Below are 20635 nucleotides of genomic sequence, written 5' to 3'. Positions count from 1 at the left end.
GCGCCCGAGCTGACCTGCTCCCCGGCGCGCTGCTTGTCACCGAGGCCGGCGGACAGATCTCCGACGCCGAGGGCCGTCCCTGGACCCCGCAGAGCGACAGCTTCCTGGCCGCCGCACCCGGCGTCCACGCCGAGGCCGTCGCCACGCTCTCACGCTGACCGCGCACCACAACCTGCACGCACGGAAGGACCAGATCATCATGACCACCGTCGCAGATCTCGGAAACGGCCGAGTCAGCGGCAATCTGGCCACAGCCGACAACCAGCTGGCCCACGACCTCGACGGCACGGGACCGATGCTCGTGGCCGTCCACGGCATCACCGAAAACCGGCGCTTCTGGGATCCCATCCACCTGCAACAGCACTTCCGTGTGCTGAGCGTCGACCTGCGTGGCCACGGTGACTCGCCTCGGGCCCGGCCGTACGGGATCGACGAGTCGGTGGAGGATATCCACCAGCTGATCGAGGCCCTGGGCGAGGACCAATCCCCGTTCATCGTCGGTCACTCCCTCGGCGGGGTGATTGCGACTGCCTACGCGGCCCGTTACCCGACTCGTGGCGTGGTCAATGTCGACCAGTCGCTGCGGGTCGGTCCACTTCCTGCGGAGATAGTCGCCGCCGTGCGGGGAGAGGGCTTCGCCGACTTCGTTCGTAGGGTTTTCGCCCAGCTGTACGGCGAGCTGGACCCTGCGCTGGTGGCCGACATCGAGCGCCGCCGCGCCCTCGACCAGGAAGTGTTCAGCGGGTTTTGGACCCCGTTGCTTGATTGGGACGCAGACACGCTGGCAGCGTGGTCTCGACGTACCACGAGTCTCCCGCCCGACGTTCCGTACCTGTCCTTGCACGGAACCCATCCCGGTGAGGACTACGCCCACTGGCTCACCGACCGTATTCCCGGGGCCGTGGCCGAACAGACACCGACCCGCACGCACTATCCACACCTGGCACAACCCGAATGGTTCGCCTCCCGCGTCCATCAGTTCTTCAGCTAGCTTGCTCTGCAACCTCGGGGAGGGAACGCCCGCCGTACCTGCGGGCCAACGCCCAGGGCCGCCCCTGGACCCCGCAGAGCGAAAGCTTCCCGGCCACCGCGCCCGGCGTCCACGCCCAGGCCGTCGCCACGCTCTCACACCGACCGTGCACCACAACCCGCACCCATGAAAAGGACCACACCATCATGACCACGATCGCAGTTCTCGGAAACGGCCGCGTCGGCGGCAACCTGGCCACAGCCCTCACCCGGGCAGGGCATGAGGTGAGGGTGGTGGACCGCGCGCCGGGCGCCGCCGCCGACGCTGCCCGGACAGCCCGGATCGTCATCAACGCCACCCCGGGAGCCGGCTCGCTGGACCGGCTCGCCGCCCTACGGGAGGAACTGCGCGGCAAGATCCTCGTCGACGTCTCCAACGCCACCACCGACGGACCCGACGGACTGCCCGCCGACCTGCTCTACCCCGGCTCAAGCCTCGCCGAGCAGCTCCAGGACGCGCTCCCTGAAACCAGCGTCGTCAAGACCCTCAACACCATGCTCTTCCCGGTGATGACCGCGCCGACAACGCTCACCCAAGCACCGACCGCGTTCCTCTCCGGCGACGACCCGCAGGCCAAGCAGACTGTCGGTGAACTGCTCACCGACCTCGGCTGGCACAAGGAGTGGATCACCGACCTCGGCGCGATCCAGACCGCCCGCGCCACGGAGGCCGCGATCCTCTTCGTCCCCCACGTCATCCGGTCCACCGGATTCACACCCTTCGCGATCTCGATCGCCCGCTGACCCGCACCCAGCACACCACCCCGGCAGGCCCACTTCCAGAACGGATACGACAGCACAGCCAAGGCCAGCGATTCAGCTCCCGACGACAACCCACGGCCACCCTTCCCCGGGCCGTCGGCCTCGCACCGAGGAATCGGCTCATCCCACGGCGGACCCGCTTGCGGAGCCGGTCGCGAAGCTGCCCGCCGATGCCCGCGGTGGCCGCTGGCAAGGGCCTCACACTCGCCGATCCAAGTGCGCCTGCGCGTGCGTGTGGAGCGCGGGCCCGGTCGTGACAGGGGTCGCACAGCGCCCGACGGCAGCACGCTGCCGCTCCTCCACTCCTGCGAATTGCAGTGCTTGGAACAGTCATTCCCATCCGTGTCGTTTCGCCGGCTCCAGGAAGGACCTCATCATGTCCCTCGATCCCCAGATCGATGCGCTGCTCGAGAAGTTGGCCGAAAGAGGCGAACCGGCGCCGGAGAGCCGAACGGTCGAGGAGAACCGCGATCTCGTAAGCAGCTTCTCCACCCTCGCGGGTGACGTCGAGCCCGTCGGCAGCGTGCACGACGCAGTGGCCGCCGCCGAAGGTCTCGAGGTCCCCGTCCGCATCTACGCCCCCGCCACCCTGCCGCGCTCCGGGCCGCGGCCCGTGACGGTCTTCTTCCACGGTGGCGGATGGGTCCTCGGAGATCTGGACAGCCAGGACCACATCGCCCGCATCGTGGCCAACCGCTCTGGCACGATCGTGGTCTCCGTCGACTACCGGCTCGCGCCCGAACACCGCTTCCCGGCGGGGGTCGAAGACGCCTACGCCGCCCTGACATGGGTCGCGGCCAACGCCGGAAGTTTCGGCGGCGACGGGCAAAACATCGCGGTGCTCGGCGAGAGCGCCGGCGGCAACCTGGCCGCGGCCCTCGTGCAGGAAGCGCAGCGGCGCGGGGGACCTCACATCGCACTGCAGGTACTGGCGTACCCGGCGGTCGACCGGTTCGACGACAGCCCCTCCATGTACGAAAACATGGCCGGACCGCTGCTGAGCCGCAGCTGGCTCGAATGGTTCTGGGGCCTCTACCTCAACACGCCCGACGAAGGCACCGACCTGCGCGTCTCGCCGGCGCGCTCCGACGAGCTGACCGGGCTGCCTCCCGCCGTCATCGTCACCGCCGAACACGATCCGCTGCGGGACCAGGGTGACCGCTACGCGCAGAAGCTCGCCGACGCCGACGTGCCGGTCACGCACCTCCCGATCAAGGGTGCCACCCACGCTTTCCTCTCGTTCACCGGATCGGTACAGCTCTCACGGGACGTCCTGAATCAGCTCGCAGATGCCGTGGCCACGGCGTTCAACGACTGACCCGGTTCCGGCGGCATCGGCAAGAGCGCATTGCTGGACGTTCTGGCTGATGTCGCCGTGACTGCGGGCGCCGATCCGATCACGATCGACGGCCGCCACGTGCCGCCGGTCCCAAGTTCCCTCGAAGCGCACTCCAGCGGCGGCCGGGCGGTGCTGTCCCTCGACACATACGGGCTGCTCGCCCCGATCGACGAGTGGATACGGGACGAGTTCTAAAGGCAATGCCGTGACTCTGTTGGTGATCTTGTGTGAGGGTCAGCCGGTGGCGGTGCAGAGTGCGTGGAAGTGGCTCGGCGGTCGTGGCGTGCGGGCGGGGGTGGTGATCCAGTCGGCAATGCGGGTGAGGTTCCAGGCCAGCGCGGTCAGGATGTGCTGTACGTGCGTCTTTTCCAGGCCCCGGTAGCGGGATCGTCTCAGGCCGCAGGCGCGGACGTTCTGGGAGAGGGTGGCCTCGATGCCAGCTCTGATCGCATAGCGCTCCTGCCATTGCCGGGTGCGCTGGTCGAGGCGGTTAGCCTGCTGGATCTCGTGCAGTTCGCGGGTGGGCAGCAACGCGAGAGAGCGGGCGGGTTTCGGAGTCGGTGCACAAAGGCCGGTCGGGGCAAGTCAGGCAGGCTGCCTGGTCGAAGCGGATCTGGATGTTAGTCATGGTCGCTGATCCGCAGGGGCTTCCAGGTCCGGCTCGTCTGGCCGCGGGGGCAGACCGCCTGGTGGCTGGCCCAGTCGATGGTGAAGGAGGCCTGTCGAAGCCATGGCCGGCCTTGGCCTGGCGGCTGTGGTCGGGCACCAACGGTCCCAGCAGTGGGATCCCGTGGACGCGCCTGGCGCGTTCGATCCGTTCCGGGGTGATGTAGGCGGCGTCGACGACGTGCTCGGCGGGCGCGAAGCCGGCCTCGGCGAGGCCGTCATGGATCTGGTCGGTCAGTTCGCCGTCCTGGACTGGAGCGATGGTCGTGGCTACGTGCACCACGAGCTCGGGCAGGTCCTCGGTGCACGTCTCCGTGAAATGAGTGCGGTATCCGCTCCAGGCGGTGTCCCGTTTGACGCAGTAGTGTGCGTCGGTGTCGTAGGGGGAGTCGAACGGCAGGCTCGCCGGCGGCAGGGCGTGACCGTCACGCCAGCGCAGCTTCCCGCGCGTGTCCCAGTAGTAGTGGTGCAGCCATACCTGCCGCAGGATTTCCACCTGCGGGAGTGTCCGCAGCCGCGGCGGGGTTTCCGGTGCCCACAGCGCGGTCAGGAGTTTCTGCCCGTCGCGGTCGAACGTCTCGGCCAGCGCGGTCACCCCCGCCTTCCCGCCGGGAACCTTGCCGATCTCCACTTTGCGGCCGTAGCGTTTGTCCCACTCCGGCTCCACCAGCGGCAGCAGCCAGTCCGGTGCCTGCTGGGCCGTTGTTCAGGGCCAGACCGGGTAGGGCAATGACAGTTGTGATCAGCAGCCATCCGCACCCGGTTACGACGAGATCCGCTGCATCAGGCTGGCGCCGCTCCTTGTCCACGCCGTTCCCCATTTCCTGGCTTACGCCTGGTCAATCGTCTGCACAACCGTCGGCCAACGCGATGCGACCGCATCCAGGCCCGTGTCCGCGTACTTCGGCGGTACGCAGGTGCGCGCACTGTCGGCTGAGCAAGGCGAAGGCCCGCTGTCCTGCGGTCAGCTGGCTGTGGGGTGGTCGAACGCCTGGCGTGCTTCCGCGAGTATTGCTCGCCAGGATGCGACGTTGGGTCTGCGGCGCAGCAGGGTGCGGCGTTCGCGTTCGGTCATGCCGCCCCACACGCCGAACTCGATGCGGTTGTCGAGGGCTTCGGCCAGGCACTCGGTGCGTACCAGGCATCCATGGCAGAGCGTCTTGGCCCGGTTCTGCTGGGCCCCCTGGACAAAGAGCTCGTCCGGGTCGGCACCGCGGCAGGCCGCGCTTTCCACCCATGCGTTGCTGGTCATGACTACCCCTCAACATCCGCAACGACCCTACGCTGCCGCTGTGTAGAGCGCTCGCCAGCGCCAGGCCTCACGGCACCCCACGGCCCGCGCGAAGACCCGGGCGCCGCAGCACCTGGCCCGTCGGCCGTCAAAGCGGCATGCCAATGGCGTCTGGCTCTCGAACAGGTGTGATGTGCCGGGACGTCAGCTATGGAGTCCTACGGGCGGGTAGCATCCGGCGAAACACACCAGACACCAAGGAGCGTGACTGTCGTGGCCGACGAGACTGCCACCATCAAGGACAAGTACGCGGGGCGTTTTGCCACCGAGCTCGAGGCTAACCGCGGTGAGCAGGAGAGCCTCCGTGTGCGTCTGGAGCAGTTGCAGGCGGAGGAGGAGGTGCTGCTCAGGTTGCAGAGCGCTCTGGCGGCTGTGCCTGCCGGCCCGGACTCCGCCGTCAGTGGTGCGGCAGATGCTGCCGTGACCGAGCCGCAGGACCTCACCCACGCACCGGAGGAGGCGGCCGTGCCGCAGCCGCGGCACCAGGAAACCAGCAGCTCAGGGGCCCCGGCCAAGAAGTCCACCGTCAAGCGGACCGCCCCGGCCAGGAAGGCTGCCAAGAAGACCACGGCCGAGGAGCCGGCGGACAAGTCGGCAGCGAAGAAGGCCGCCGAGCCTTCGCTGGGCGATCTCCTCAAGCAGATCCTGGACAGGCACCCTGGGGAACCGCGCACGGCTGCCGAGGTCACCAGCGAGTTGGAGAAGGAGTACCCCGAGCGCGCCCGGAACGCCACCATCGTGCGCAACACCCTTGAGCGGCTTGTTGCGAAGAGCGCCGTCGAGCGCACCAAGCAGAAGAGCACCGTCCTGTACGCGAGTCACGGACCTGCCGCCGCGGACAGCACTATTGCCGGATCGTCCCCAGCGACCGGCCAGGAAGACGAGAGGGCTGTGGCGCAGGCGTAGCCCGTCACCGTCAGACTGTGGTTTCCAGGCTCCTCTCTCTCCTTCTCAGTGGGCGCACCGTACAACGATGTCCGCGACGAGGCGGCCGGCGCGGCACTCCGGCATCGGCTGGCTGCGCGGCGCGCCTGGTCGGGCAGCAGCACCACGGCCCGGATGCCTTACGGGGGACTCCGGAGACGTGGTCGCGGATCTCGGTGGCGTGTCGGGCGGCCTTGGTGATATTCCCGTTGTCCCTGGCCGTGCAGAGCTGGTGCCAGTTGGCGGTGCAGATCCCGCAGCCCGGCGCGGACAGGCAGTCCAGCAGCCATGCGTGGAGCCCTGCGGGCAGTTGGTTGGGGCGTGCCTGGGTGGTCTTGTGGTTCGTGGACACGGATACTCCCCGGCTGTGATCACTGGATGCTTCCCAGGCTGTTCCTGCCGGGCGTGCCGGGTCCATGAACGTGTGCGGACTTGCGCGGCAGCCCTAGGGGAGGGCGTCGATGGCTGCGGTGATCAAGGTGCGGGCCCGTGCGCCGTACACGGCGATGGCGGACAGTTCGGAGAACGCCTTCACGTACTCAGTGATCTCGCCGGGCTGCGTGACGGTCAGGTGCGCGGAGACGAGTTCCACGTTCACCTGGGCGTCGTCGTAGATCGTGAACGACTCCACCGGCCAGCCCCCGCCCCGCGGCGTGCCCAGAGGGATGACGCCCATGCTGACCGAGGGCAGCGAGGCGACCGAGATGAGATGACCGAGCGCCGCGGCCATGGTGTCGCTGTCGCCGATGACCGTCCGCAGGACCCATTCCTCGACCAGCATCGCGAACCGGTGATCCCCGGTGTGCACGATGCTAGCCCCGTCGAAGAGCCAGAAGTCGTTGCCCGGGAGGGCCAGCCTGGACGCCCGGCGGCGCGGCAGCCACCGCACCTGCTCACCCGCGGCCACGTTCGGGACCGTCAGATGGTGCTCGAACCTGATGTAGTCACTCACCGGCTCCGACACGATCCGGGCACGCCGCACCTCCACACCCCTGCCCGTCAGCTCCGCGACCAGCCGCAGCCAGGGCCGCCGGCCCGGGTCGCTGTCGGCCGGATCCTCGCGGACGCCGCTCTGCCACGCGACGAAGCGCGGGTCGGAACGCATGTAGCCGTCGCGCATCTCCACATGCGCAGCAGACAGAGTGCAGACCCTCAGTCTGTCCTCAAGACTCGGCCCCGCCGCCACCGTTCACCTCCGGGAAGAACTGCATCATCCGCTTGGGGATCTCCACCACGTCCTCGTGCCCGGGCAGATCCAACTGCGAACGCCGCTCTTCGTCGACCACCCTCCAGCCCTGCACCAGATAGGTGTCCCTCTCGTCATCCAGATACACGGTGGGTGACTTGCCGTCGGGGCTCTCAGGGTCCTGACCGAACTTGATGAGCGCCATCACTGCCTCCCCATATCGTCGGACCTGCCATGTCCGATCGTGCGCCCAAGGCCGTCTCACAGCCACGAACTTGCGCGAACTTGCGCCACGCTCCTAACAGGGAGCTTGCCGTGTCCGTCGTAGTCGTTCTGCTCACCACCGCACTCGTGATCGTCCTCGCACTGCTGGCTGCCGCCGGCGCGGCCACACTCGCCCGCCTGGACGGCGCCACCTACCCCGCCGCGCTGAAGCAGGCTGCTGTCACATTCGCCGCGGTGCTCACTCTTGCGGCCGCCATCACCGCCGCTCTCGCCGCGGTCTGCTCCTGAACCCACGCACCGGTCGTCATCAACCTGCCCGGGGGACTCCCGTACCAGACCGCTCACATACCGGCGACCGTGGTCGGCTCGCGAGGACGGCCCGGCGCTGTCGAGGCTCGTGAACATTCGGCCGTGCCGCAGCAGGAACTCCGGCGGCACCACACCGACACCGCGCAGGTCCAGGCATGTACATGGGAGGACGCCATACACCCATGCACTGCCCGGAAAGGGCTGGCCGGGCAGCCTGCTGCAGCCACCGTCGCCGGTGTAGTAGACGAGCAGCAGGTCGTCTGCCTCGCGTGCGGCTTGGGCGAGTGCCATGCCGACGCTGCGGTGATCGGCCGGATCTACCGGCACCCGGCAGTGTTCCGGAGGCAGGATTCCGTGTGTCTGATCCGTGAGTGCGGAGCGGAGGTCCGCGGGGTCGGCCCTCACGGCGGGAATCGCGGGCAGATCGATGTCGTCGAAGTCGCTGCACCCGATGAGGACCGCCCGGGAAGCGTCACCGTCGGGGAAGCGCGGCGCGCTCTGCCTCACTACTCCTCGCCCTCCAGCAGCTGCCCGACCGCCCCGATCACCGCCTGGGGATCGCTGGTCCGGCGGACCTTCACGGTGCTCTCCCCCCATCGCCGCGGCTCATGTGCACGGTGACGTCTGCACGGCGTTGCACCAGCCAGGTCGACAAGGACCGGGCCAGCACGTCCAGCGCGGCCCCCATCTGCCCCGGCTGCGGCGTCCGGGCCAGCAGCTCCACCCGGCCGCGCAGCGCCTCTTCCGCGGCCAGCCAATCTCGCAGTCTCCATGGGGTCATCGTGCCAACAACAGCGGCTGAACACCCCAGACGCCTCACATCCGTTGGCGTCGGGGATGCGGTGCGGCCCGCGCATCAGCGTGCCCGGCGGCGAGCCGGTGGGCTTCCACGGCCGGCGGCTGACGCCGAAGCGGAGTCGGGGTCGCGGCGCTGCAGCTCCTGACGGAGCAGGCCGAGCGCACGGTGCAGAGTGCTCTTGACCGTTCCAGGTGCCATGCCGAGGGCGGTGGCTGTCTCCTCTGTGGTCATCTGCTCCCAGTGCCGCAGCACCACGACGCTGCGTTGTTGGGGCGCCAGCACTCGCAGGATGTCCATCAACAGCGCGCGGTGGGCGTGCTGCTCGGTGCAGTCCCCGACTGGCGCGTCCGGAAACTGCTCGATGGGGAGCTCCTGGAGCTTCTGGGCCCGCCACCACTCCGTGCGAGTGTTGATCATGACGCGGCGGACATAGGCGTCCGCGAGCTGCTTGTCCACTATGTCATCCCAGCGACCATAGGTTCGCAGCAGCGCGGTCTGCAGCAGATCCTGAGCGTCCAGCGGGTCGGGGACCAGACTCCGGGCCCTGCGCAGCAGAGCGTCATGCCGCGTACGCACGTACTCATCGAAGTCCAGCGCCGGGTCAGGGTGTGTGCGCGCATGCACGGTTGAATGCCTTTCGTGGATGGCCGTGAACGGCAGGAGAACCGCGGCGCGGCCGATGCATACCCCCGTAAGACATCGGCCGCGCGTCGTGCGGACTGGCGGAGAGGAACTCGTCGCCCGGCTCGCGATGTCCTCTGCATCGGCGAGCCAGGCTCACAGCGGCACGTGCCGGCCTGTCACCCCTCGTGCGACCGCGAGGCCGCACGAGAGAGGCGCGCAGGGTTCAGCTGCAGGTCCGGTAGTCGTAGCCGGCGATCCGTCCGTTGCCGTCACCGTCGTAGAAGTGATACCGGCCTTGGTCGTCTCGGCTGACGCTGATCACATGTTCGGTGCCGATGTACGTGTCGACGGCTCCGTCGCCGTCTGTGTCCCGCAGCCAGTCGCCCGCCTTGCCGAAGGTCTCCTTTCCGACCACCCCGTCGGGGCTGGCCTCCCAGTCGCTCTGCCACGCCTTGGTGGCGTCCTTGGTCTGGGAGCCGAAGACGCCGTCGATGTCCGAGGCGGAGGTGAGGTTGCCGTCCGCCCAAAGGATCTTCTGCCACAGGCAGGTGGCGTTGGAGGCGGTGTTGGTGCCCGTCGACAGGATGCCCTCGTCGTCCCAGTCGTTCGAGAAGGCACCGGCGCCGTAGACGTAGGGTTGACCGCTGTAGGTACCGCTTGCGGAGGCCGGGGAGGCGCTCAGCGCCAAGGTCGCGGCGGTCAACGCGCCGATCGAGCATGCGATCAGCTTGGCCCGCGTCATATGTGAAGTCACAGTGCTGCTCCTTTGTCGTGATTCTGATTGCCTCGAGCCTGCGCGGCGACGAGCAGGGCCGGCGCCGAGCTGCTCGCTGCGAGGCCTTTCGTCATCGAGTTCAGCGGGCCGGGAATTGAATGGGCAGCCGTCTCTGCCGCCCTGATCAATGGCGCCATTGCAGGTCACGCCCCCGGCTGTGCGACGGTGACCAAAGAAGGCGCCTGCTGTTTGCTCTTCCGCCGCGAACGTGCGTAGCGTGCGGGCGATCGCGCCGCGTCCACGGGGGAAGCGGGACGGGGGAGGTGAGTCGTCCATGGCGGGACGTCCGGAAAGCCCATTGGATCCAAACGCCGGGCCAGTTCAGCGGTTCGCTGCCGAGTTACGCAAACTCCGGACGGAGGCCGGGAGTCCGCCGTACCGGGTGATGGCCAAGCGCACGAATCAGGGGGCAAGCACGCTGTCGCAGGCCGCCGGCGGCGAGCGGTTGCCGACGCTGCCGGTCGTCCTGGCCTACGTCCAAGCCTGCGGCAGCGAGCAGGAGGAGTGGGAGGTGCGGTGGCGTGAGGCAGCCGCCGAGGCGGCGGCCGAGCCGCGCAACGAAGATGAGGATGCCGAGCCTCCGTACCGGGGTCTGGCCCGCTTCGAACCGGGCGACGCCAATCTGTTCTTCGGCCGCGACGAGCTCACCGACCGTCTGGTCGAGCTGACCCGTGTCCGTCGGTTCACCGCGGTGTTCGGCCCGTCGGGCAGCGGCAAGTCCTCTCTACTGCGCGCTGGCCTCATCCCCCGCCTCCGCACCCCGGACCAGGCCACCCCACAGCCGGCCGCGCTACGCGTCCTCACCCCCGGCGAGCACCCCCTGCGCACCCACGAGCAGCGGCTGACCCCGAAGGACGGCGACGGGGACACGTGGCTGATCGTGGACCAGTTCGAAGAGCTCTACACCCTGTGCCACGACCCGGAGGAGCGCGACCAGTTCATCGACCAGCTCCTGACGGCCACCAACCCAGCCAGCCGGCTGCGTGTGGTCATCGCCGTGCGGGCCGACTTCCTCGGTCGGTGTGCCCAGCACCCGCGGCTGACGGCCGCGCTGCAGGAGGCCACCGTGTTGGCCGGCCCGATGAGCCCTGACGAGTTGCGCGAGGCCATCGTCAAACCCGCCCAGACCGCCGGGCTGATCGTCGAACGCACCCTGACCACGCGCATCGTCGAGGAGGTGGAGGGCGAACCTGGCGCCCTGCCGCTGATGTCCCACGCCCTGCTGGAGACCTGGCGGCGCCGCAAGGGCCGAGCCCTCACCGCTGAGGCCTACGACGCGGCCGGAGGTCTCAGCGGCGCCATCGCCCGCACCGCCGAGAACGTCTACACGCATCTGCCCCCGTCCCAGGCCGACCTCGCCCGCCGTATCCTGCTCCGCCTCATCACCCCCGGCGAGGGAACCCCCGACACGCACCGGCCCGCCCCTCGCACGGAACTCGACTTCGGCGACCCCAGCGACACAGCCACCGTCCTCGAACACCTGGCCCGCGCGCGCCTGCTCACCCTCGAGCACGACACCGTCCACCTCGCCCACGAGGCCCTCATCGCCGCATGGCCCCGACTGCAAGCCTGGATCAACGAAGCGCGCGACAGCCTGCGCCTGCACCGCCAGCTCACCGAAGCCGCACGAACCTGGGACGGCCTCAACCAAGACCCAGGCGCGCTGTACCGGGGAACCATGCTGGCCGCCGCAGAGGAAGCGTTCGCCGATCCCGGTCGGCGCCGCGCCCTGAACACCGCCGAGGCCAAGTTCCTCACCGCCAGCCTCGATGCCCGGGCTGGAGAACGCCGGGCCACTGCCCGCACCACACGGCGCCTCCGCACGCTCGTGGCCGCTCTGAGCGCACTGCTCCTCGTCGCCCTCGCGGCCGCAGGCGTGGCCCTGAAACAGCGGGCGGCGGCGAACGCCGAGCGGACCACGGCGGTGGCCCGGCAGATCGCTGCGGAAGCGGACCAGTTACGGGGGACCGACGTGCCCGCCCAGACAGAGGACGTGGCGCTGGCGGCGCTGCTGGATGTGACGTCGTACCGGATGCGCGACAGCGCGCGCACCTACACGAGCCTGGTACAGGCGGCGAACTCCGCGCTGTTCAAGGACGTGCCTGAGCAGGACCGGGCAACAGCTGGCCCAGGCGCCGTGTCCGAGGGCAGCCCGCGGCTGGCACACGACGCACACCGGCACACCCTGGCCGTGGTCGGGGATGACGGGAACGTGCGGCTGTGGGACACCACCGACTTCACGCACCCCAGACGCGTCGGACGGACGCTGCCGGGCAGCGACGTGGCCATGACCCCCGATGGGCACGTGCTGGCCATCGGGATCCACCTCGGCGTCCAGCTGTGGAACATCGCCGACCCGGCGGACCCCGCGCCGCTTGGCAGTATTCCCACGTCCGGTGACACCAACTGGATGGAGCTGGCCATCGGGAACGACGGTCACCTGCTCGCGGTCGGTACCGACAGTACCGCCCTGTGGGATGTCACCGACCCCCGGAAACCGGAACGTCTGGCTGCATCCCTGCCCGGAAACGTGGTGGCGTTCAGCCCCAGCCGGAAGATCATGGCCACGGCCGACTCCGGCAACGGCACAGTACGCCTCTGGGACACCTCGCACCGGGCGCGCCCGGCTGCCCTCGGGTTGCTGCGCACCCGCTCGGACAACGAGACCATCCTGGTGTTCAGCCCCGACGGGCGGTATCTCGCCACGAACGGCAGCGAGGCCGACCAAGTGCCGCTGTGGGACGTCAACAGACCGGACCGGCCCACCTCTTCCGACATCGTGCTCGGCACGTCCGACGGCACGGAAGCAGGGGCGGCGTCCTACAGTCCCGACGGCCAGGTCGTCGCGGTCAGTGGAGGGAATGGCATCCAGCTCTGGAACATCGACGCCGGCCTGAGTGCGCCGCTGGGGAGAGCGCTTGGGCAGCGCTCGCCGACGGGGATCACCACGGTGTTCGCTCCCGACGGACGCAGTCTGATCGCCGCCGGCGGGGCACTGCGGATCTGGAGCCTGCCGCCGGGCGTGCTGCTCGGTTGCCCAACCTCGAGCACGACCGGATTCTCCCCGGACGGGCGGATCATGGCGACGGCCTGCACCGATGGCGAGCCCGTGCGGCTGTGGGACGTTGCCGACCCCGGAGTCCCTCGTCTGCTGCCGGGCACGCTTGCCCCGGGCACCGCCGCGCAATTCGCCCCGCACCGACACCTGCTCGCCGTCACTGCATCTGACGGCGAGGTCCGGCTCTACGACGTGACCGACCCGGCACGGCCCCACACTCTCGGGCATCTCACCGTCGGCCGTGACGACGCAGTGGTCTTGTCGGCCTTCTCCCCGGACGGGCGCGAACTGATCACCTATGAGGAGATGAGTGACCGCTCGCAACCTGCGGGACCGGGCATCGGGGACGGGGACGGGCGTATACCCAGCGAGGTCCGGTTCCCGGACAACGGTGTCCGCATCCGTACCTGGGACCTCGGCGACCCCCGGTATCCCCGGGAGACGGGACGGGCCGTCGTACTGGAGAAGAACGCTGGCGCCGGTCCACTCGCCCGCGCCTCGGACGGCCACGAACTCGCGGTCGTCGATGACGACCGGCGCATCCTGCTGTGGGACACGAGCGACCCCAGGCATCCGCGTGGGCGCGGCCGGTCCTTCGTCGGTGACGTGCTGGCCTTCGCGCCCCACGGCGACACTTTGGCCATCGGCAGCGCAAATGGCACCGTGAGCCTCTGGAACACCGCTGACCCCGCCCGGCCCACCAAGCTGGGTACGCCGCTCGACGCTGGCGCCTCCGTCACCGGCCTCGCGTTCGACCACGACGGGCAAAGGCTGGCGGTGGGCACCGTAGACGGCCTGATCAAGCTGTACGACACGACCGACCCGGCACATGCCAAGGCCGTCGGGAACCCGCTCGTGGGACACACGGCCGAGATCGACAACCTCGTCTTCGCACCCGGCGGCCAGTCCCTCGCAAGCGGCGCCCAGGACGGCACCCGGCTGTGGGCGCTGAACGCTGAGCAGAACATCCACCGCATCTGTGCGGTCACCGGGCATGCCCTCACCCGCGACCAATGGCGACGTCATGTGGGGGCCCTGCCCTACCAGAGCCCCTGCCGTTGAACGCCGGTGAACCCGTGGGGAGTTCTCACCGCCGGAGGCTCTCCGCCTCGCTCCGCCGCCTCGGCCCCACCTCACCGTCCGCGCCTTGCGGCAACGACCGCCTGCTGCACGAAGCCGTCGCCAGCAACGGCGACGCTAGGCGGCTCGGCACTCTCCCGAGTTTCAGCCCTCGCATAGCCCAGCGCTACACGTCACGAGAAGCCGGTGGACCGTATCGTCCGGGCGCGCGCGGAGCTCGCCCACTTCCTGCGCGGCCGCAAGGCCGCAGCAGGCCTGACCCACGAGGAGATGTCCAAGCGCGTGAACGGTGTGCTGTCCAAGGCCACGTTCGAGCGCGCTGCCTCCGGCGTCTGCGTCCCCTCCTGGGAGACCGTCGAGACCTTCATCAAGGTGACCGTCACGAAGGAGGAGGAGTTCGCCGCCACCCATGGCGTGACCGTGGACCGCGGCGTGAGTTGTGGATTCGCGCGCGTCGCAGGACCCGGGCGCCGTACTACGTCCACAAGGCGCCCGACCCGTGCCTCATCTCCTTCGTAGCGGACTTCAGCAGGGCCCTGCGGCACCAGCACATCTGGGCCGGCTACCCCACGCCCGGCGAGATGGATCGGATGTCCGGGCCCGGCGAGCTGCCCCCCAGCACCACACGCCGCATCGTCAAGGGCGACACCCTGCCCGTCGACCCCAAGCAGGCCCTTGCCGTCCTGAAGGCCTGCTATGTACGCAACCCCGACGACCTCGAACTGTGGCTTGCCGCGGCGGTTCGAGTCCCCCGCAGGGCGGTGCGCTGAGCGAGAGCCACCTCAACAGGTGGGTCAAGGTTCATCAGCAGCTGCTCGCCGAGATCCAGGCCAGCAGCAAGGAAGAGGAACAGGCCGCGTAGATCGGGCTCGGTTGTGGAGCACCCCGGATCGGTCTCTTTGATCCGGGGTGCTCCACATGCACAAGAACGTTTCCCGGGCGCCTGCCGCCGGCCGGGTCTTGTGTGGTTACACCGCCTCCGCGGCCTGGGCCGCCCAGCTGGCCTCCGCTCAGCGCGACGGCCGGTCTCGGACCAGCGTCACGGTGATGTTCCCGCGCGTCGCCTTCGAGTACGGGCACACCTGGTGGGCCTTGTCGATCAGAGCGCGCCGGGTGTCCGCGTCGACGTCCGGGATCTCGGCCGAGATCTCGACGATGATCCCGAACCCGTCGTCGTTCCTGCCGATGCCGACCTTCGCGGTGACGGTCGAGCCGGAGACGTCGGCGCCCTCCTGGCGGGCGACGACCCCGAGCGCGCCCTGGAAGCAGGCGCTGTAACCGGCGGCGAACAGCTGCTCCGGGTTGGTGCCGGCGCCGCTCCCGCCCATCTCCTTGGGCGGATTGACGAGGACGTCGAGCCTTGCCCCTGCCGAAAACTCATCCGTCCTGGTGGTAGCGGGTGTGCGGGATGTCGACCGCGGTTGCTCGCGCAGGCATCCTCACGTGGCTGTCGATCACCGCGGCATGTTGATCGACCGTGCTGCTACGACTTGCCTACCTGAGCGTGACGAACGGATTCGGCCTGCTGCGCCTGCTGTCGATGAGCGCCCGTGACAAGGACGCGGCAGGCAAGCGCAGGGTTGTGCAGGTTGGTCGGGTGCTGCGCAGATTCAGTGGTTGGGGAGAGTCGAGCTGTCCGTGGTCACCGACCCGGACAAGATGGCCCCCTCGACATGCGACGATGCGATCGCCCAGGCGGCCTCCTCCATGAGTATCAACATGTTGTCTGAGCTGGGCGGATGAGGCTTTCGGTAAGGGCAACGGTACGCCCCACCCCACGATGTCGAGCGGCTGATCTGCAAGCTCAGGACAGAGAGCCGTCGCGACCCGCTTCGACAGGGGGCGAGGTGACGAAGCGTCACATCGACGATACACGACGGCATTTGGGATCGTCGGCGGGCAGTGGTCTAGACAAGGTCGATTGACAGGTTCGCGTCGATAGCCAGATAGTGATCTTCACATTATGAAAATTTCATGAGAGGTCTGGCGTGGCTGAAAGAAATCGGGGGAGAGTCGCCATCGGCGCGATCTCCCTGCTGGTCGGGGCGTTGCTCACAGGGCAGCTACCAGGGTCGTCCCTACCGGCCGCGTTCGCGCAGACTTCGGATCCGGCGACGACGCAGACCCCCGCCGCCGACGATCCCGCACCGGACACGCTTTCCCCCGACATCGACCGGGCACGCGAGCAGGCTCGACGGGGCGGGAAGCAAGTAGAGGTCGTCTCCGAACGCAGCGCGAACCGCGAGGTGTTCGTCAATCCGAGCGGTACCCTCACCGAGATCACGCACATGGAACCGGTGCGCACCCGACGGGCGGGCAAGTGGGTCGACATCGACACCAGCCTGCGGCGCCTGGACGATGGGGGCATCGCGCCCGTCGCCTCCGCCGCCGATGTGGTGTTCTCGGCGGGCGGCAGCCGGAACCCGCTGGTCAGGATGGTCAAGGCGGGCCGGGAGCTGTCGCTGTCCTGGCCCGGCGCGCTGCCTTCCCCGGTGCTCTCCGGATCGTCGGTGACCTATCCGGACGTCTACCCCGACGTGGACTTGCGGATGACCGCCGAGTCCGACGGCTTCTCCCAGGTCCTGGTCGTCAAGAGCGCCACAGCCGCGGCGAACCCCGCGCTCACCGAGCTGAAGCTGCCCATGGTCGGCAAAGGGCTCACCGTCCGCTCCACGGAAGCGGGGGGAATCGAGGCGGTCGACACTGAGGCGGGAGGCGTAGCCTTCGAGGCGGCGCAACCCGTGATGTGGGACTCCCGTGAACCCGGGGACGGTCCGGCCGCGAACGCGATCGACGCGAACAGGACGAAGGCGCCCTCCGCCAAGTCCGCCACGTTCGTGAAATCCGCCAAGTCCGTCGTGTCCGCCGCCGCGTCCGGTCCGCGTACCGCATCGTCCTCCGAGCTGTACGACGGCCCCGGCGACGGCTCGGCGCGGGCAGACGTGCACGCCTCCGTCTCGGGAAACTCCCTCCTCCTCACCCCGGCCCCGGAGTTGCTCTCCGGCAAGGACACCCACTACCCGGTCTTCATCGACCCGGCCTGGTCCTCGCCGCGCACGTCCTCCTACGCGATGGTCTCCCGCGCCTACCCCAACTCCGACTTCTACAAGTTCGACGGCGCCGACGACGCCGGATTGGGCTTCTGCCCGCCGAACTTCACGGGCCTCAAGTGCGCGCCGAACGACGCCAAACGTCTCTTCTACAAACTGCCCGTGACGAGCTTCGCGGGGAAGAGCATCACCAGCGCCGAGTTCGTCGTCCGCGAGACGTTCGCCTACAACTGCGTGAAGCAGCCGGTGGAGTTCTGGCGGACCAAGCCCCTCACCTCCACGACCACCTGGAACGACCAGAAGGCCACGGGCTACTGGATCGACCAGATGCCGACCGTGACCGCGGCCAAGGGCGCGACAGCCTCCTGCCCCGACGGAGACCTTGAGTTCAATGCCAAGGACGCGGTCGTCTGGGCAGTCGCCAACAAGCAGACCTCGCTCACCTTCGGGCTGAAGGCGCCGAACGAGAGCGCAGAGAACCAGTGGAAGCGGTTCTCTGGCAACGGCTTCCTGCGGGTCGAGTACAACAACCCGCCGAACCAGCCCAAGCAGTCGCAGCTGACCATGAGCCCCGGCGGCACCTGCACACTGGCGCCCAAGGCGGTCAACGTCATCCCCAAGGCGACGGCCGTCCTGACGGATCCCGACAAGGACCAGGTGTACGCGGAGTTCAAGGTCGAGTGGGACGCGGGCGACGGCTGGAAGGAACACTGGAACTCCGGCCGCATCGGTCCCAAGGATTCCGGACAGCCGTACGTCATCACCCTCCCGTCGAACATTCCGCAGAACGTCAAGGCCGCGTGGAGCGTACGCGCCTCTGACGGCAAGCTGTGGGGACCCTGGAGCTACGCCGGTGACAGCCAGACCGCCTGCAACCTGACCTACGACTCCAAGCATCCGGCCGCGCCGACCGTGGCCTCCTCGCAGTACCCCGCCTCACGCACCGGCGACCCCCTCGACCCGTGGCTGGACGGGGTTGGCCGGTACGGTCGATTCACCATCGACTCCACCGCCCCGGACGTGACCAAATATTGGTTCGGCCTGAATGCGGACCCGACTGCGGCCAACGAGCGCAGACCCGCCACCCCCGGAGCGCCCGTCACCATCGACCTGATGCCGGCCCGGCCAGGGCTCAACCACCTCTACGTGCAGGCCTGGGACGCCAACAACAACGACAGCACGATCGCGAACTACCAGTTCCGTGTGGCGACCGGCCAGCCCGAACGCGCCCTGTGGACTCTGGACCCCTCGGCCGGCTCGACGGAGGACCCGGGCAGCGGTGGCTCCCGGCCCGTCCTCCTCGACGGCACCGCCGCACTCGGTGAACCGGGCGTTCACGGCACCGCCCTCACCCTGAACGGCGGCGCTGCCACGGACGGCTCCGCGGCCGCGGGCCCCCACCTGCTGGACACCGACGGCGACTTCACCGTCTCCACCTGGGCGCGCCTCGACTCGGAATCCGCCAACGCCACCGCGGTCAGCGTCGACGGCACCACTCAGGCGGGCTTCTACCTCGGGTACGAGAAGGGCAGCGGACGCTGGGCCCTGCGCGTGCCCACCAAGGACGCGGCAGGCGCGGACTTCGGCGTCCAGCGGGTGCTGTCGCCCAACCCGCCGCAGCTCGGCAGGTGGACTCATCTCGCGGCCGTCCGTGACGCGGCGGCCGGCAAGTACACCCTGTACGTCGACGGAGCTCCCGCCGGCACGACCTCCGTCACCAGCCCCTGGCACGCCGCCGCGAACCTCCAGTTCGGCCGCGCCAAGTACAACGGCGCCTACGGCGAGTCATGGCAAGGCGGGATCGACGAGGCCGCCGTCTACGACCGCCCGCTGAACGCCGAGGACGTCGGTCGGCTGGCCCAGCAGCAGCCCTTGACCACCGGCCGTCCGGCCAAGGCCGCCTGGAACTTCGACGACGCGGCCACTTCCCGAGTGGCGAAGGGCACCAGCCAGGTGGACCCGCTGGCCCTCAAGGGCGACGGCGGTGCGTTCGGCTCCCCGGGCAACGTCGCCGGCGCACTGGACCTCAGCTCCACCACGAACGGATACGCGAGCACCGCCAGGCCGCAACTCGACACCCTGCACAGTTTCTCGGTGTCCGCCTGGGCCAGACTCCCCAAGACGGAGCCGACCGGCGCGCAGGTCATCGCGACCCAGGGCGGCAAGGAGCAGAGCGGCTTCGAGCTCTACTACTCCGGCGCGTACCGCCGCTGGGTCTTCAACCGGTACAACTCCGATGCGGCAGGCGCCGATCCGACCCGAGCCATGGCCAACCTCGACAAACCCGCCGCCGACCAGGTATACCCCGGCGACAGCTGGCACCACCTCCTCGGCGTCTACGACGGCACGCTGAAGGAACTGCGGCTCTTCGTGGACGGCGGACTCGTCTCCACGGTGCCGTTCACGCCCGCCGCCTGGGACGCGACAGGTCCGGTACAGGTCGGCGCCGGATTGTACGGCGGCAAGCCCGGTTCGTTCTTCAAGGGGCAGATCGACGATGTGCACCTGTACGACCGGGTGGTCTCCAGGGACGAGGCCGGCGACCTGTTCAAGCAGCACCCGCAGGTCAAGGGACGCTGGAAGTTCGACGCCACGACAGCGGGCACGCCGGCGTCCAGCCCCGACGACAGTGCCGGCAAGCGACCCGCCGTCCTGGGCGCCCAGGCGTCCGTGCAACCGGGCGCCGGATGGGTCGGCGCGGGCGGCCTGGTCCTGGACGGTGTGGACGACTACGCCGCCGCCGCGACGGTTCCGGTGAACACCAAGGAGAGCTTCACCGCGGCCGCCTGGGTGAGCACCGCGGCACGCCCGCAGAAGAAGGTCACCGTCCTGTCGGCGGAAGGAAACGTCAACAGCGCCTTCACCGTGCGATATGCCCCGGACCCCGCGGACCCGCAGAACCAGGGCGGCTACGAACTCGAACTCCCCGCCTCGGACACCACGGGAGCGGCCCGGCCCGTGGTACGGCACTCGAGTTTCCAGTCGGACTTCGAGTGGGACCATCTGGCGATCGTGTACGACTCCTTCGCCGACGAAGCACGCCTGTACGTCAACGGTCACCTGGAGCAGGTGCTGGACGCCATGTCGTGGCGGACCAACGTGCAGCCGTTCCAGGCGACCAAGCAGCTCCAGTTCGGACGCAACAAGGAGAACGGCACACCCGGCGAGTACTGGCCGGGCGTGATCGACGACGTGTGGATGTTCTCCGGCGTGGCGAGTGACGCCCAGATCGCCAAACTCGGCAACGGCGAGTCCCTGGACACGGTCCCAGGCCCGTAGCCGCCTGCCCGGGGGCGACCGACAGTACGTCCCCTTCGACCCGTGCGCCCGCGAGCAGGCGGGCGCACGGGTCCTGCGACCAACCGGAACCAAGCCTCACCCAACGACGTCCTCACCCACCGACGTAAGGAACAATCGGGTTGTCCTGAACCTTCCCCTTGATCGTGGACACCTGGAGACTGGGACCTGAGGTTCCAGAGGAAGTAGCACCAGGTGGGAAGCAAGTACACGAAGCGGTA

At 68.8% G+C, this 20635-nt stretch carries 19 protein-coding genes and 1 pseudogene; 11 read left to right on the top strand and 9 right to left on the bottom strand.

Annotated elements, in window-relative coordinates; genetic code table 11:
* The 5 genes from ACWGKT_RS46235 to ACWGKT_RS46215 form a co-directional block, all read left to right on the top strand.
* The coding region (locus ACWGKT_RS46235) for an inositol monophosphatase family protein (protein ID WP_453278462.1) at positions 1-158 on the top strand (158 nt) is incomplete at its 5' end.
* Positions 159-199: 41 nt separating this feature from the next.
* Entirely contained in the window at positions 200-991 is a 792-nt protein-coding gene (locus ACWGKT_RS46230; protein ID WP_453278459.1) for an alpha/beta fold hydrolase, read from the top strand.
* A gap of 185 nt (positions 992-1176) precedes the next feature.
* Positions 1177-1773 carry an NADPH-dependent F420 reductase gene (locus ACWGKT_RS46225; protein WP_453278458.1) on the top strand — a complete coding sequence of 199 codons (597 nt, stop codon included), beginning with the start codon at positions 1177-1179 and terminating at the stop codon, positions 1771-1773.
* Positions 1774-2167: 394 nt separating this feature from the next.
* Complete coding sequence (locus ACWGKT_RS46220; protein WP_453278457.1) at positions 2168-3109, top strand: alpha/beta hydrolase; 942 nt, start codon at positions 2168-2170, stop codon at positions 3107-3109.
* A 57-nt stretch (positions 3110-3166) separates the two neighbouring features.
* Positions 3167-3325 (top strand): hypothetical protein, encoded by a 159-nt coding sequence (locus ACWGKT_RS46215; RefSeq protein ID WP_453278456.1) that lies wholly within the window; start codon positions 3167-3169, stop codon positions 3323-3325.
* Positions 3326-3364: 39 nt separating this feature from the next.
* Here the strand turns inward: ACWGKT_RS46215 and ACWGKT_RS46210 are convergent, their stop codons facing one another.
* The 3 genes from ACWGKT_RS46210 to ACWGKT_RS46200 all read right to left on the bottom strand — a co-directional run bounded on the left by ACWGKT_RS46210 (position 3365) and on the right by ACWGKT_RS46200 (position 5048).
* A complete protein-coding gene (locus ACWGKT_RS46210; protein WP_453278455.1) occupies positions 3365-3661 on the bottom strand; it encodes a transposase in 297 nt (98 codons plus the stop codon).
* A complete protein-coding gene (locus ACWGKT_RS46205; protein WP_453278454.1) occupies positions 3621-4463 on the bottom strand; it encodes a hypothetical protein in 843 nt (280 codons plus the stop codon). The genes ACWGKT_RS46210 and ACWGKT_RS46205 overlap by 41 nt, the downstream gene beginning before the upstream one ends.
* A 297-nt stretch (positions 4464-4760) precedes the next feature.
* The gene (locus ACWGKT_RS46200; RefSeq protein ID WP_453278453.1) at positions 4761-5048 is read right to left on the bottom strand and encodes a WhiB family transcriptional regulator; all 288 of its coding nucleotides are present in this window, start codon (positions 5046-5048) and stop codon (positions 4761-4763) included.
* Positions 5049-5300: 252 nt separating this feature from the next.
* Here ACWGKT_RS46200 and ACWGKT_RS46195 point away from each other — a divergent pair, with 252 nt between their 5' ends.
* Positions 5301-5993 (top strand): hypothetical protein, encoded by a 693-nt coding sequence (locus tag ACWGKT_RS46195; RefSeq protein WP_453278452.1) that lies wholly within the window; start codon positions 5301-5303, stop codon positions 5991-5993.
* Positions 5994-6456: 463 nt separating this feature from the next.
* Here the strand turns inward: ACWGKT_RS46195 and ACWGKT_RS46190 are convergent, their stop codons facing one another.
* Both ACWGKT_RS46190 and ACWGKT_RS46185 read right to left on the bottom strand, forming a co-directional pair.
* Positions 6457-7131: a DUF6879 family protein gene (locus ACWGKT_RS46190; RefSeq protein WP_453278461.1), complete on the bottom strand. Its 675-nt coding sequence runs from the start codon at positions 7129-7131 to the stop codon at positions 6457-6459.
* A gap of 43 nt (positions 7132-7174) precedes the next feature.
* Positions 7175-7402 carry a hypothetical protein gene (locus ACWGKT_RS46185; protein WP_453278451.1) on the bottom strand — a complete coding sequence of 76 codons (228 nt, stop codon included), beginning with the start codon at positions 7400-7402 and terminating at the stop codon, positions 7175-7177.
* A gap of 110 nt (positions 7403-7512) precedes the next feature.
* Here ACWGKT_RS46185 and ACWGKT_RS46180 point away from each other — a divergent pair, with 110 nt between their 5' ends.
* On the top strand, positions 7513-7710 hold the full coding sequence (locus ACWGKT_RS46180) for a hypothetical protein (RefSeq protein WP_453278450.1): 198 nt from the start codon (positions 7513-7515) through the stop codon (positions 7708-7710).
* A gap of 598 nt (positions 7711-8308) precedes the next feature.
* On the opposite strand, the gene ACWGKT_RS46175 is transcribed toward ACWGKT_RS46180, so the two are convergent.
* The 3 genes from ACWGKT_RS46175 to ACWGKT_RS46165 all read right to left on the bottom strand — a co-directional run bounded on the left by ACWGKT_RS46175 (position 8309) and on the right by ACWGKT_RS46165 (position 9908).
* Positions 8309-8512, bottom strand: coding sequence for an effector-associated constant component EACC1 (locus ACWGKT_RS46175; RefSeq protein ID WP_453278449.1), 204 nt, complete (start codon positions 8510-8512; stop codon positions 8309-8311).
* A 75-nt stretch (positions 8513-8587) separates the two neighbouring features.
* Complete coding sequence (locus tag ACWGKT_RS46170; RefSeq protein ID WP_453278460.1) at positions 8588-9124, bottom strand: SigE family RNA polymerase sigma factor; 537 nt, start codon at positions 9122-9124, stop codon at positions 8588-8590.
* A gap of 253 nt (positions 9125-9377) precedes the next feature.
* Positions 9378-9908, bottom strand: coding sequence for a peptidoglycan-binding domain-containing protein (locus tag ACWGKT_RS46165; protein ID WP_453278448.1), 531 nt, complete (start codon positions 9906-9908; stop codon positions 9378-9380).
* A gap of 406 nt (positions 9909-10314) precedes the next feature.
* Here ACWGKT_RS46165 and ACWGKT_RS46160 point away from each other — a divergent pair, with 406 nt between their 5' ends.
* From ACWGKT_RS46160 to ACWGKT_RS46150, 3 genes are all read left to right on the top strand, one after another.
* Entirely contained in the window at positions 10315-14049 is a 3735-nt protein-coding gene (locus ACWGKT_RS46160; RefSeq protein ID WP_453278447.1) for an nSTAND1 domain-containing NTPase, read from the top strand.
* A 204-nt stretch (positions 14050-14253) separates the two neighbouring features.
* Complete coding sequence (locus ACWGKT_RS46155; RefSeq protein ID WP_453278446.1) at positions 14254-14586, top strand: helix-turn-helix domain-containing protein; 333 nt, start codon at positions 14254-14256, stop codon at positions 14584-14586.
* 71 nt (positions 14587-14657) lie between these two features.
* Positions 14658-14837: a hypothetical protein gene (locus ACWGKT_RS46150; protein ID WP_453278445.1), complete on the top strand. Its 180-nt coding sequence runs from the start codon at positions 14658-14660 to the stop codon at positions 14835-14837.
* A gap of 240 nt (positions 14838-15077) precedes the next feature.
* Here the strand turns inward: ACWGKT_RS46150 and ACWGKT_RS46145 are convergent.
* Positions 15078-15428 (bottom strand): annotated as a pseudogene (locus ACWGKT_RS46145) (organic hydroperoxide resistance protein); the annotation flags it as partial.
* 627 nt (positions 15429-16055) lie between these two features.
* Between ACWGKT_RS46145 and ACWGKT_RS46140 the strand changes: the two are divergent.
* The gene (locus tag ACWGKT_RS46140; RefSeq protein ID WP_453278444.1) at positions 16056-20396 is read left to right on the top strand and encodes a LamG-like jellyroll fold domain-containing protein; all 4341 of its coding nucleotides are present in this window, start codon (positions 16056-16058) and stop codon (positions 20394-20396) included.
* Positions 20397-20635 lie beyond the last annotated feature (239 nt).

The organism is Streptomyces sp. NPDC054794, from assembly GCF_053611585.1.
The sequence above is the reverse complement of the archived record's forward strand: the minus strand, read 5'-3'. Positions and strand labels throughout refer to the sequence as shown.